This window comes from Hyella patelloides LEGE 07179 (assembly GCF_900659865.1).
Classification (GTDB): Bacteria; Cyanobacteriota; Cyanobacteriia; order Cyanobacteriales; family Xenococcaceae; genus Hyella; species Hyella patelloides.
Genome location: NZ_LR213804.1, coordinates 24,357 through 36,232, shown reverse-complemented (window position 1 = coordinate 36,232; position 11,876 = coordinate 24,357). Strand labels below are relative to the sequence as shown.

14 protein-coding genes are annotated in these 11,876 nt (G+C 37.2%); 8 read left to right on the top strand and 6 right to left on the bottom strand.

Annotation, left to right across the window (positions count from 1 at the left end; translation table 11 throughout):
- The 3 genes from H1P_RS08495 to H1P_RS08485 form a co-directional block, all read left to right on the top strand.
- A partial coding sequence (locus H1P_RS08495; protein ID WP_425461528.1) for an NAD(P)/FAD-dependent oxidoreductase occupies positions 1-972 on the top strand: 972 nt, incomplete at its 5' end.
- Between the two features lie 103 nt (positions 973-1,075).
- Positions 1,076-1,510, top strand: a complete 435-nt coding sequence (locus H1P_RS08490; RefSeq protein ID WP_144866192.1) for a peroxiredoxin — start codon at positions 1,076-1,078, stop codon at positions 1,508-1,510.
- A 491-nt stretch (positions 1,511-2,001) separates the two neighbouring features.
- Entirely contained in the window at positions 2,002-2,310 is a 309-nt protein-coding gene (locus H1P_RS08485) for a hypothetical protein (RefSeq protein ID WP_144866175.1), read from the top strand.
- Positions 2,311-2,564: 254 nt separating this feature from the next.
- Here H1P_RS08485 and H1P_RS08480 read toward each other — a convergent pair whose 3' ends face one another.
- Positions 2,565-2,912, bottom strand: a complete 348-nt coding sequence (locus H1P_RS08480; RefSeq protein WP_144866173.1) for a DUF952 domain-containing protein — start codon at positions 2,910-2,912, stop codon at positions 2,565-2,567.
- Positions 2,913-2,995: 83 nt separating this feature from the next.
- Here H1P_RS08480 and H1P_RS08475 point away from each other — a divergent pair, with 83 nt between their 5' ends.
- Positions 2,996-3,433 carry an NUDIX domain-containing protein gene (locus H1P_RS08475; protein ID WP_144866197.1) on the top strand — a complete coding sequence of 146 codons (438 nt, stop codon included), beginning with the start codon at positions 2,996-2,998 and terminating at the stop codon, positions 3,431-3,433.
- Between the two features lie 105 nt (positions 3,434-3,538).
- Here H1P_RS08475 and H1P_RS08470 read toward each other — a convergent pair whose 3' ends face one another.
- The 3 genes from H1P_RS08470 to H1P_RS08460 form a co-directional block, all read right to left on the bottom strand.
- Positions 3,539-3,859, bottom strand: coding sequence for a hypothetical protein (locus tag H1P_RS08470; RefSeq protein ID WP_144866171.1), 321 nt, complete (start codon positions 3,857-3,859; stop codon positions 3,539-3,541).
- Positions 3,860-4,091: 232 nt separating this feature from the next.
- Entirely contained in the window at positions 4,092-5,168 is a 1,077-nt protein-coding gene (locus H1P_RS08465; RefSeq protein ID WP_144866170.1) for an AI-2E family transporter, read from the bottom strand.
- Positions 5,169-5,193: 25 nt separating this feature from the next.
- Positions 5,194-5,955, bottom strand: coding sequence for an MBL fold metallo-hydrolase (locus tag H1P_RS08460; RefSeq protein WP_144866167.1), 762 nt, complete (start codon positions 5,953-5,955; stop codon positions 5,194-5,196).
- A gap of 148 nt (positions 5,956-6,103) precedes the next feature.
- Between H1P_RS08460 and H1P_RS08455 the strand changes: the two genes are divergently transcribed.
- The 3 genes from H1P_RS08455 (at position 6,104) to H1P_RS39280 (ending at position 7,964) form a co-directional block, all read left to right on the top strand.
- A complete protein-coding gene (locus H1P_RS08455) occupies positions 6,104-6,880 on the top strand; it encodes an MBL fold metallo-hydrolase (protein WP_144866165.1) in 777 nt (258 codons plus the stop codon).
- A 120-nt stretch (positions 6,881-7,000) separates the two neighbouring features.
- Positions 7,001-7,762, top strand: a complete 762-nt coding sequence (locus H1P_RS08450; RefSeq protein WP_144866163.1) for an SDR family oxidoreductase — start codon at positions 7,001-7,003, stop codon at positions 7,760-7,762.
- On the top strand, positions 7,734-7,964 hold the full coding sequence (locus H1P_RS39280) for a benzoate/H(+) symporter BenE family transporter (protein ID WP_144866161.1): 231 nt from the start codon (positions 7,734-7,736) through the stop codon (positions 7,962-7,964). Before H1P_RS08450 ends, H1P_RS39280 begins: the two co-directional genes overlap by 29 nt.
- On the opposite strand, the gene trpE is transcribed toward H1P_RS39280, so the two are convergent.
- On the bottom strand, positions 7,904-9,430 hold the full coding sequence (gene trpE, locus H1P_RS08440) for an anthranilate synthase component I (RefSeq protein WP_144866159.1): 1,527 nt from the start codon (positions 9,428-9,430) through the stop codon (positions 7,904-7,906). The two genes, H1P_RS39280 and trpE, sit on opposite strands and share 61 nt — an antisense overlap.
- 105 nt (positions 9,431-9,535) lie before the next feature.
- Positions 9,536-9,970, bottom strand: coding sequence for a photosystem I reaction center subunit II PsaD (gene psaD / locus H1P_RS08435; RefSeq protein ID WP_144866157.1), 435 nt, complete (start codon positions 9,968-9,970; stop codon positions 9,536-9,538).
- An 812-nt stretch (positions 9,971-10,782) separates the two neighbouring features.
- Between psaD and H1P_RS08430 the strand changes: the two genes are divergently transcribed.
- Positions 10,783-11,730, top strand: a complete 948-nt coding sequence (locus tag H1P_RS08430) for a spermine/spermidine synthase domain-containing protein (RefSeq protein ID WP_144866155.1) — start codon at positions 10,783-10,785, stop codon at positions 11,728-11,730.
- The last annotated feature ends 146 nt before the right edge of the window (positions 11,731-11,876 follow it).

Below are 11,876 nucleotides of genomic sequence, written 5' to 3'. Positions count from 1 at the left end.
CAAAACAAACAAATATCATCTTGCTTAGTTATTGGTGGTGGTATTTCAGGCTTAATTATTGCCAGTATCTTACAGCGCAATGGTATTAAAGTAACAGTTTTAGATAAAGGTAGGGGTATCGGCGGAAGACTGGCTACTAAGCGTATTCAAGAAGGAGTATTTGACTACGGCGCACAATACTTTAGTGTTAAAAATCCTCAGTTTCAAAAGTGGGTTGATGAATGGCTTCAAGCAGGAATAGTCACCGAATGGTGTCAGCAATTTACCCCAGAAGATAAATCAAAACCTCGTTATCGAGGATTAACAAGTAGTCGCAGTATTGCTAAGTATTTAGCAAAAGATTTAGATGTCCATACCAGCACCAAAGTAACCAAGCTTAACTATCAAGATTCTCAATGGTTAATTGAGACAGAAAAAGGAAATCAGTTTCCAGCAGAGATGTTAATCATGACTCCTCCTGTACCCCAAACCTTGGCTTTATTAGATAATTCAAATATCACAATTCCTGCTAATATTAAAAACTCTTTAGAACAAATTAAATACTATCAATGTATTGCGGTATTAGCCTTATTAGAAAAGCCAAGTAATATCCCCTCACCAGGAGGAATTTTATTAGATAAAGAGCCATTAGTTTGGCTAGCAGATAACTATCAAAAAGGAATTTCTCCTAACTACGCAGTAACTCTCCACGCTACACCAAAATTCAGTGAAACTCATTATTCAAGCGATAACGAAACTATTGCTAAGTTATTATTTGATGCTGCATCTGATTGGTTAAATGATTCCGTAATCGAGTATCAAGTACACCGATGGCGTTATAGTTTACCCCGTACTTTTTATCATCAGCAATACTGTGCTTTATCCGAGTTCCCTTTAGTCATGGCAGGTGATGCTTTCGTTGCGCCAAAAATAGAAGGTGCGCTATTGTCAGGAATAGCTGCTGCTAACTATGTATTGAATAGTCAATCATAACTAATTATCAATGATTAATTATCTTTTTATTCAGTCCTAAAAATTACCAATTACGTTAAAGTTTAAAATATAAAAACTTTACCTCTAAGGAGAGATAATAAAAATGGCTTTAGCAGTCGGTACAGTTGCACCAGCTTTTACTACTACAGACGATCTAGGTAAGACAGTATCCTTATCTGACTTTAAAGGAAAAGTAGTTGTTTTATATTTCTATCCCAAAGATGATACCCCTGGTTGCACTAAACAAGCCCAAAGTTTCCGTGATAACTATGCAGAGTATCAAGGTAAAGATATGGTTGTGTTGGGTATCAGTATGGATGATGAAGCTTCTCACCAACAGTTTAAAGAAAAATATGGCTTACCTTTCACTCTTTTAACAGATAAAGATGGCTCAATTTCTAAAGCTTATGATGTCGATGGTGGTGGTTATGCTAAAAGAGTGACTTACATCATCGATGGCGAAGGCAATATTAGTCACGTAGATGATAGTGTCAATACTGCTACTCACGCTCAAGATATTTTAGGTACTGTCGGCTAAATCAGTGATTAGTAAACAGTAAATCTTGTTTGCATACATCGTACACATTTGGAGCTTCTGATCTGTATTTCCTTGTCTCTGTCAGCAATCACATTTAAATGTTTAACCAGCTATAAGCTTGGAGCTTCGCTTGCTGTAAGCTCCAGGTTTAATTCCTCCACTTATTTAAGTGGAATAAGGCTACGTGGTGAGTTTAATTCCCCCACTATGCAAGTCTTGCTAATAGCTAATAGCCTATAGCTAATCGCGTAGCGATTTTAAGCAAACCTAATATAACTCCTGTCTGTAAAAAAAAAGATTGGGAGTTTTTTTATTTTCCTATTTTGATTACGTTTAAAAAAAATCATGCTATAAACGAGAAAGTTACTTCAGAAAACTACAAAAAACAATAAAAAAGTTTAACAGTAACAATTTTATTTCTAGATAACTCAGTTTTCAAATATCTATAAATAAATATTACTATTGAGTAAAAAATATTAATAAATAATAGTATGACGATTCTGTACTATCCCGCCCATATTCAAATTGTCGAAAAAAAAGTAGATGGTTGGTTTTATAGCCCAGGAGAAATTATAGTTAATAATGAGAATAAGCAAGTCAATCTTTTAAATATTGAAGAAAGACACGGATTAACTAAAAAACAAATTATTATTGAGCTATTCCGTCGCTACAGTGGAAGGCTAGGATACTATTTAATTAATTTGGCAAAACGAGAGTACTATTATTGTGGTCAGACAAAACAAGATGTGAAAGAAAAACTTTGGGATTTAGATATTGGAAGACGCGATCCTATGGAATAATAAGTCTAGATAACGTTTCTAGAAATAGAGCTTTTTCTACAATGTGATTTTACAAAGCTTTACTACTTATAGCGTTACATATTAACGTTAAGACATTTTTTGGTGGCATTTTAATCAAAAAGCTCATTACTCATTACTTATTACTCATTACTTCCGAAGTTCGTAAATTTTAATGTCCTAATCTAATTTTATACGGCTATATTACTTATTACCTGAATCAATGCACGATTGATATCATTTAAGTCAACTGAAAATCATTTTAATGATGCTGGTAAAGAAAAATTTCCTTCTAACTCACAAGGAAAAGGTATAGTTGAGATTACAGATTTTAGAGGCAACTTACCATAAATATGAGGAAATAACTCTGCTCCTCCTTCTAAATTTTCTGTAACAATTTTACTTGGTATTTTATTGGGGTCAATTACTAAAATAATAAGATTATTTTGTCCTCGAAAAATAAAATTTGCCACTCTAATTAGTTGGTGCTTATAAGAGCAATGAATAAAGCCATCATTACTAAATTCTTGGGGTTGATATTCATCATAATTTTGAGCAGCTTCCCATTCTTGAAAAGTTGTAATATGATAAAGTTTATTTTCCATTAATTCAGTATTATTAGTTTAATAAAATGGTTAAATGAATGATAATATGGGGTGCTGATTCTCTAAGTATATGCGATCGCAACGTGAATTATCGTAATCCTGCACCAACAGTAGACATTATTATTGAGTTAATAGACCGTCCCCATAGACCGATTATACTGATTGAAAGAAAAAATATTCCCTATGGTTGGGCAATTCCTGGAGGATTTGTTGATTATGGTGAATCGGTAGAAAATGCTGCTATTCGTGAAGCTAAAGAAGAAGTTAGCCTCGATGTGGAGTTGGTAGAGCAATTTTATGTTTATTCCGATCCTGCAAGAGATCTACGCCAACACACCCTAGCAATTGTCTTTCTTGCTACTGCTACAGGCAATCCTACCGCAGCCGATGATGCTAAAAGCTTAGCTGTTTATCATCAATGGGAAATACCTACTAATCTTTGCTTCGATCACGATCGCATTATGACAGACTATTGGCGATATCGTAATTATGGTACTAGACCATCCGCTTTCTATTTCTAAAAGTTAGACAATTTAAAATAATATTAGAAAAAAAAGCCATAAAAAAGGCTAACCTTGGTATCTGATTAACCCCCGTAAATATTGAGTTATTTTTTGATGATTCAATTAACCTGTAGCTTGAGCAGGTTTTTGATTAGATTTGGCTCTATTACTAGAAGATTTGCTCTTAGCTGTTTCTTCCTCTATGGGCGCAAATTCAATATTATTAAGTAGAGTTGTCACAAAAGCAAATAGTAAAAAAGGTAGAGACAAAACTAAAATAATCCCCACAGTAGCTAAAGCATAAATTTGACGAGTACTGCTCCATAAAGCCAAAGTAGTAGCCAAACTAATGAAAATTACAATTAGCCAAATAATAATTTGTGGGTAAATATCTCCAAAAGTCAGGGTACAAATCATTTTATAGTTGCTATTTTCTCGCTCCATACAAAAAGTCCTCATGTTATGTATATAGTTATATCTTTAGGGTATATACAAATATGAGAATCAATAACGATATCTCAAGATTCTTCAAAGACTTGTAATATCTATTTACAATTAAGTAGCTTTTAGTTATTTAAATATTTCTGGAAATCTTCACTCTTTTGACTCCTTCTAACTTGTTCCTGACTCGGTGACTTCTTTTCTGCACAATTAGCTTTAAATTTGCCCCACCCATTTAAAATTTATTTAAGGCTTTTTGCTCTGTGGCTAATTTTGGTTGTACGTAGAGACTTTCCAGTAAGACTGCTCCTCCTGCTATCCAAGGCGGTACGATTAAAGCTCCGACAATACCTAGAACCTGCGCTCCTCCTAATACTGCTAGCAGTTGATACAGTGGATGCACTTTAACAGAATTGCCAACCAATAAAGGATCGAGAACGTAGGTTTCCAAGTTTTGAATTACCGCAAAGAGTAATAGTACCCAGAGAGCCGTCCAGCCTCCTTGAGCGATCGCAACAATTAAAGCAGGAATTGAGCCTAAAACAGGGCCAAAAAAGGGTATTAAGTTGGTAAAGCCAGCAATTACGCCTAAACCCAGAGCAAAATCTGCTAATCCTAAGAAATTTAAGCCAATAGAAATTACTACCCCCAAAATTGCCGAAACTAAAATTCTACCTTGAATATAACCTCCCATTCTTTGACTTACGGGACGTACTTGGAGGGATAATCTAGTATTCCAAGGATAAGGAAACAAATTAATGATATCTTGCAATAATTTATCTGAGCCAGACAACATATAACCAGAAAGCAGTAATGCTAATAACAAACTAAACACACTACCGATAATGCCTTTGGTGACACTATAAGATCTTACTACTAGCTGTTGACTAGAACGAATTGCCCAACTGCTTAAACCTTGAATATCTAACAATTGAGAAATCATACTGGAGTCATCAGGATCGCTCATACCGATGCGTATAATCAAGTCCTCTAATAGCGATCGCAAAACTTCTAAATAGCTTGGTAATCTACGAATTAACCTTTCAATCTGTTCTACTACTGTAGGACCAATCAGTAAGCCAATGCCAGTGATTGCAGCAATAAGACCCAAATACACTCCAATTACCGATAACCAGCGTGGAATGCCTAATTTATGGGCAGTAGCGATCGCAGGTGCTAAAGTTGCAGCAATTACCACCGCAATCATTAACACCACAATCAAACTTCTCAGTTGCCAACATAAAACCAGTAACAATCCAACAGCAACAAATAACAGGAAATTCCCCAAAGAGATAGTAACTTTTTCTGGCATAGCGATCGCTTTCAACAGGATAATTTTAAACTAGGGATAATTCTATATTCTCTCCTGACTGGGGATCGATAGCTAAAGTAGAAAGATTATTTTGCTTTAATAGTTGCTGAAAATCTTCCACACTTCCTTCAGCTTTCAAAATAGATATTATTATTCCTTCAAAACTAACATCTCCTCCTGCTGCGGTAGCTAAAATTACTTGGGGTTTGAGATGCTGACACAATTCTAGGGCGGTTTTTTGTCCTTTAATTACAGCACCCAACAAAGGAAGCTTGAGATTAATCAGAGGAGTAACTACCACATCAACGGAGTTGGTGGCTTTAATCTCTTCAGAATGATAACCATGAGGCTCATAATACATAGTCTTACCCGATTTTAAGCCTTTAAGAAGATAACCATTTTCTGTAGTAGTAGGACCAATAGGAGAGCCTGGAAGGGCTTTAATTTCTACTCGATCTCCTAAAGTATAAGCCGAGCCATGTTCCAAAGCGGTAACGGTAGTATAACCCAAATCTTGGGCTACTTTCGCTCCATTAGGAGAAGCCACCACAGGAATATTTTTAGCCAATTTTTTTAAAGTTGGGGGATGAGCGTGATCTTCTAAGCCTTGAGAAAGCAAAATTAAATCAATATTCTCAGGGATAGAGTGTTTCTGATTTTTACTTCCTTTGAATAGCCAAGAAGCACCACCAAAGATTAAATCTCCTACTAACCAAGGATCGAGTAAAATTCTTTTGCCTTCAAGCTCAATTAACCAAGAGTTACTATCGAAGTATGTTAACTGCATAGATATTATTTATGAGATGCTACTCTTTTTATTGTAAAGATTTGTGAAAAAGAAAAGGAACTAATAAACAATAAAAAAAAAGTCTGCCAATGACAAATATAAAGTACATTTGAGTAGCCATCTGCATTAAACGTAAAATTATTAAATTATGAAACGGCGACAGTTAATCCGCTATGGAAGTATTAGCATACTCACAGCTTTAGGAGCGATCGCAACAAAAAGTTCCTTTGCTCAAACTAACGATACTGATAGTAGCTCTGTAAAAATTCAATATTTGGGACATACTTGCTTTTTATTTACAGGTAATGGGTTAAAAGTTTTAGTCAATCCCTTTCGTCCATTAGGTTGTACTGCGGGTTACAACACTCCCAATATAGAAGCAGATTTAGTATTGATTAGTAGTTTTTTACTAGATGAAGGGGCAGTAGAAGAAGTGCCAGGAAATCCCCAAATCTTTACAGAGTCAGGCGACTACCAAGTCAAAGGAGTTAAATTTCAAGGAATTACCACTCCTCACGATCGCGAAGGCGGAAGACGTTTCGGAAACAATATTGCTTGGCGTTGGAATCAAGGAGGAGTCACAATCTTGCATCTTGGTGGTGCAGCAGCCCCCATTAGCTTAGAAGAAAAGATTCTTATGGGGACTCCAGATATTTTATTGATTCCTGTAGGTGGTGGTGCTAAAGCTTACAATCCAGCAGAAGCCAAACAAGCAGTAGATACTCTCAGACCAAGGGTAGTAATTCCGACGCAATATCTTACTGATGCAGCAGATGAAGCAAATTGCGATCTTGTAGCCGTAGATGAGTTTTTAGATTTAGCTCAGGGAATGGAAATCAAAAAGTTAGATGTTAATCGCATTGCCATTAAACCGTCCGATCTACCCGAAGATCAAACTGTAATTAGAGTACTGCAATATAGTTAATAATGTAATTTGAGAGCTATAAAATTAGATGTTTTACGGGACATATCGATACAGTTCCACTAGACACAATGTCATGGGAGTGGAAATCTATCCGAAAATTGCTGAAGAATGGAGTATTTTATGGACTTACACCTAAAAAACAAAATTGCACTGGTTACGGGAGGCTCAAAAGGCATTGGCTATGCGATCGCTAAAGGACTTATAGCCGAGGGTACGCAGGTTATTATCAGTTCGCGAGATCGGGCAAATTTAGATAAAGCAGTAAGCAATTTACAAGACTTAGGGGGTAACGTTGCTGGTATAACTGCGGACGTAACTCAACCTAACGATATTGAGGAACTAATTAAATATACTCGGTCTAATTTTGGCTCTCCTGACATCCTCATCTCCAACGCAGGTGGTCCTCCAAAAGGGAAGGCTGCTAACCTGAATGATGCTGCTTGGGATAAAGCCTACAATCTCATTCTTATGGCTAATGTACGCTTAACCAGAGCCGTCTTATCTGATATGCAAGCAAAAGGCTGGGGGCGTATTATCAACATCACCAGTTCCAGCATTAAGCAACCCATCAATAATCTTACCCTCTCGAACGCCTTTCGCGCTGGGGTAACAGGTTTTGCCAAAACTCTCAGCACTGAAGTTGCAGCAGATGGTATAACAGTTAACAATGTCGCCCCTGGTCACACTGCCACTCAACGCTCAAAAGAGCTTTATGGTGACGAAACTGCACGAAACGCTTTAATTGCTCGAATACCTGCAAAACGTCTTGCCACTCCAGAAGAAATTGCTGCTGCTGCGGTTTTTTTAGCATCTGAACAAGCTGCTTACATTACAGGTCAAACAATTGTAGTAGATGGTGGAGTCGTTAATGCGACTTACTAGCTTCATTTCGAGCGGGTTTTTTGGCGCAACCGTCGATTTGATTTTTACTGCACTTCCTCAAGAATTAATTATAGCGATCGCTGAATTGGCTCTTTTAGGTACTATTGGCAATAGATTGGTAATAAGTTTTGCATCAACTACTCAACAAGACAAACTACGAATTGCTTCTAATAAACCTCTAGCTTTATTTAAAGTCTCTTGATACTCGCTTTCGGGAATAGAATCAGCTACTAAACCCGCACCAGCCTGTACTGATACCGTATGAGAGTTATTACCTTCAGGACGGACAATCATGGTTCTAATGGTGATGGCACTATTTAACTGTCCTTCAAAGTCATAATAGCCATAAACTCCAGAATAGGGACCCCTGCGTTCTGGTTCAAGTTCATGAATAATTTCCATAGCACGAATTTTAGGTGCGCCACTGACTGTCCCTGCGGGAAAACAAGCTTTGAGTAAATCCCAAGCAGTTTTACTGGAATCTAGCTTACCCACTACATTGCTAACAATATGCATCACATGGGAGTAACGCTCTATCACCATCAATTCATCCACTCTGACGCTACCTTTTTCACAAACTCGCCCCAAGTCGTTACGCCCTAAGTCTACTAACATGACGTGTTCCGCGATTTCTTTGGGATCTTGCAGTAAATCTTCTGCTAAAGCGTTATCTTCTGCGGGGGTTTTACCACGTTTTCTCGTACCAGCAATCGGTCTGACAATGGCATCTAATGAGCCATCTTCTGCTGTTTCGGCTTTGACCATTACTTCTGGAGATGAACCGATTAATTGCCAATCACCAAACTGGTAGTAAGCCATATAGGGAGAAGGATTAACCAATCTTAGAGAACGATATAAATTAAAAGGTTCTCCTGTGTAGGAGGTAGAAAGTCTCTGAGATACCACTACCTGAAAAATATCCCCTGCATGGATATAGTCTTGAGCTTTGAGAACGTTCTTACAGAATGTTTCTTGAGGTGTATTACTCGAATAAGATAGTGAGCTTTCTCGATCGGGATTAGACTGCCATTCTAAAGCCGTGGCTTCTAAGGGGAGAGGCAGTTTTAACTTGAGGATTAATTTCGTAACACGATCGCACGCTGTTTGATAAGCCTGTTGCAAATCTACTGTATCATCTCTTAAATCGGCATAAGCGATCGCCCAAATTTTTCTTTTTACCTGATCGAAAATAATCAGATTATCTACTTGCATCCAAACCCCATCGGGTAGTTCTGTTTCTGAGGGGTAAGTCACAGGAACTCTAGGCTCAATCCAATTAATCAACTCATAACCCCAAACCCCAAACAATCCACCAATACCAGGAGGAAGTTGAGGCAATTTGACGGGTTTAATGGTTGTCAAACAATGCTCTAAAATCTCTAGGGGATTCCCTGTAAACTCTTGATTTGAACCATCTCTGTGGGTTTGAATTGTCGTCTCTCCTCTAGCTTCCAATACCCAAACAGGATCGCAACCCAAAAAACTGTAGCGACCAAGATTTTCCCCTCCCTCTACTGACTCCAGTAAAAAACTATAGGGTTGTCCAGCACATACTTTGTACCAAGCAGATACAGGAGTTTCTAAATCAGCAGCTAGTTCTTGATAAACGGGGACAAAATTGCCTTGCTTGGCAAGAGTTATAAACTGTTCAAAACTAGGGAAAATCATGGGTTGTCTAAAAAGTTAAGGGATTAGCAGCCAAAGAGTAAATTCATAAGAAAAATCTTATCACTCACTCTCCAATAACTAATCCCTTGGAGGGTAAAATTTAGATTACACTTCGTAAGGAGCTTTGCCAGAGAATTTGATAGTAGCTGGTTCTGGATTACTACCAATGTTACGATCTATCTTGCCGTTGTATTCGCGACCTTCATTAACTTTTTCAGGGAATACGCCATCAGCAGGATGGAGATACTGAATTTCACCGCTAGGATAAACACGATAAATTTTGTAATCCTGAATTCTGGGTTTAAATTTAGTTCTAAGTTGAGTACCTAAAGCCAAGCATTGTTCTTTGCGAGCAAGGTATAAAAGGTTTTCACCTTCATTCATAATTGCTGCACCACCAGTAGGCATTTCAAATACTTGTTCTTTGGAGCTTGTCCAAGTAATAGCGTATTTTTCTTCTACCTCAGCTTTAGTTAATAAACCACCAGTACTACCACCGAATTTAGGCATAGCACCAGAAAGGGTAATTTCTTCTGACATAGGAAAATTCTCTCGTCTTTTTATAATCTGTTTATGTAGGGAATGCTATCACTCAGTTTGTGGTGATTTCCGCGCTTCGTCAAGAACTGTAACAGTTTGTCAAAATAAGGATCGAAGATTACGGTAGCTTTATGTTTAATTTCAAGAATTAAACTGTGTTGTCAGAGATCGGGGTATTTGGTGTTAAAGGTTTGAGAATTGCTTGTTCTATTTGGGTGAGATGATTACAAATCTTGAAGTAAAAAGCGATCTCGCTCCTTGCGGATAGCTAAGCTGGCGCGTTGCTTAACATAACTTTATCAATAATCAAAATATTTTATTGTCTTACCTGACAATTTATCTGTCGCATTCTTCACTCTAATTGTTGTTAGAAACTCATAGCTATCGAATAGTTTCGACTTTAACAAAGCTAATTCATAATGAGCGTCAACATGGGAATAGAATAGCGCAGCAGTTCTCTGGCTAAGAAGCATTTCTGCTCGTTAAGCATTAATTTCCAGCAAAAGAAGTCCGCATATCACTTTTAGATAGTTAAAAGTAGTACCCGAACTCTGTCTGTAGCTAAACTAGACTGGACTATTAGTAGAGTAAGTTAAAGGTAAATTAAATATAAATTTGATATTATATGCCGATCAGCGATATTTATCATTTATATCGTAACGAAATTTTACAAAAAATGCTGTATATCAAAAGAAATATTTTAGGTTTTTTTAATATTCGCACTTTGATGTCAGTGAAATAAGACTCATATTGTATCTCAACAGAATTTAAGATAAGTTATTTGTGCCAATTTTTTGAGAGCAAAATGAATTATGGCTGGTAGTGAAGTAAAAGCAGACCTCTGGATCAACGAATATATAACCCCTTGGGATATTTATTCTCATGGAGTAACCAACGTCCTCGCTTATCAAAAAACTGCTTATCAGGAAATGTATATAGTGGAGACTGGTGCTTACGGTAAAGGATTAGTGTTAGATGGTAAATGGCAATCCTGTACTGGAGACGAATTTATTTATCATGAAGTTTTAGTACAACCTGCGATGATTGCTCATCAACATCCTCGTGCAGCTTTAGTTTTGGGTGGAGGTGAAGGAGCAACTATTAGAGAGCTTCTACGCTGGAAAACTATCGAAAAAGTGATGATGATCGATATTGATGGGGAAGTGGTAACAGCTTGTAAAGAGCATCTTCCAGAAATGCATCAAGGAGCTTTTGACGATCCTCGCGTAGAGTTAGTGATTGCAGACGCACTAAAAGTCTTGGATACCACTACAAAAACCTGGGACATTATTATCTCCGATCTTTCCGATCCGATTGAAGAAGGTCCTTCTTTTGCTCTGTTTACTAAAGAATATTTTGCCAAGCTAAAACGGGTACTCAACCCAGGTGGTTATGTGGTGATTCAAGCAGGTCCAGTTTCTGCTCCTGAAATTAAATATCATGCTCGTTTGATTAACACATTGAAGACAGTGTTTAATAATGTAGCTCCCATGTCCACTATTACTTCGGCTTATGGTGCGCCTTGGGGTTTTGCTTTATGTTCTGATGAGCCTATTGATACCTTGCCTGATGTTGAAACAGTCGATCGGATGATAGCAAATAAAACCACTAACAATTTTAGATTTATTGATGGTAGTAGCCACTTAGGAGTAATGCAAACTCCCGTTTATATCAAAAAAGCGATCGCTTCTGAAACTACAGTTTATACTTTAGAAGCACCACCAAAGTTTTTTGGTATGGGAGTCGCTACAGAATATTAGTTTTACTTATACTATCTATCCGCATTTAAAATCTAAATTCCTCGCCAAAAACCATAGGGAAAGTATACAATATCACCTTAACACTTCTTAATAAAGGCTACAGTAGATGGTGTAGCAATTGCTACCTCTATCCCAAGAGGTGTTGA

Coding starts and splice junctions, on each gene's coding strand:
- H1P_RS08490 (WP_144866192.1), top strand. CDS start 1,076: ATGGCTTTAGCAGTCGGTACAGTTGCACCAGCTTTTACTACTACAGAC.
- H1P_RS08485 (WP_144866175.1), top strand. CDS start 2,002: ATGACGATTCTGTACTATCCCGCCCATATTCAAATTGTCGAAAAAAAA.
- H1P_RS08480 (WP_144866173.1), bottom strand. CDS start 2,912: ATGGAAAATAAACTTTATCATATTACAACTTTTCAAGAATGGGAAGCT.
- H1P_RS08470 (WP_144866171.1), bottom strand. CDS start 3,859: ATGGAGCGAGAAAATAGCAACTATAAAATGATTTGTACCCTGACTTTT.
- H1P_RS08465 (WP_144866170.1), bottom strand. CDS start 5,168: ATGCCAGAAAAAGTTACTATCTCTTTGGGGAATTTCCTGTTATTTGTT.
- H1P_RS08460 (WP_144866167.1), bottom strand. CDS start 5,955: ATGCAGTTAACATACTTCGATAGTAACTCTTGGTTAATTGAGCTTGAA.
- H1P_RS08455 (WP_144866165.1), top strand. CDS start 6,104: ATGAAACGGCGACAGTTAATCCGCTATGGAAGTATTAGCATACTCACA.
- H1P_RS08450 (WP_144866163.1), top strand. CDS start 7,001: ATGGACTTACACCTAAAAAACAAAATTGCACTGGTTACGGGAGGCTCA.
- H1P_RS39280 (WP_144866161.1), top strand. CDS start 7,734: ATGGTGGAGTCGTTAATGCGACTTACTAGCTTCATTTCGAGCGGGTTT.
- trpE (WP_144866159.1), bottom strand. CDS start 9,430: ATGATTTTCCCTAGTTTTGAACAGTTTATAACTCTTGCCAAGCAAGGC.
- psaD (WP_144866157.1), bottom strand. CDS start 9,970: ATGTCAGAAGAAATTACCCTTTCTGGTGCTATGCCTAAATTCGGTGGT.
- H1P_RS08430 (WP_144866155.1), top strand. CDS start 10,783: ATGGCTGGTAGTGAAGTAAAAGCAGACCTCTGGATCAACGAATATATA.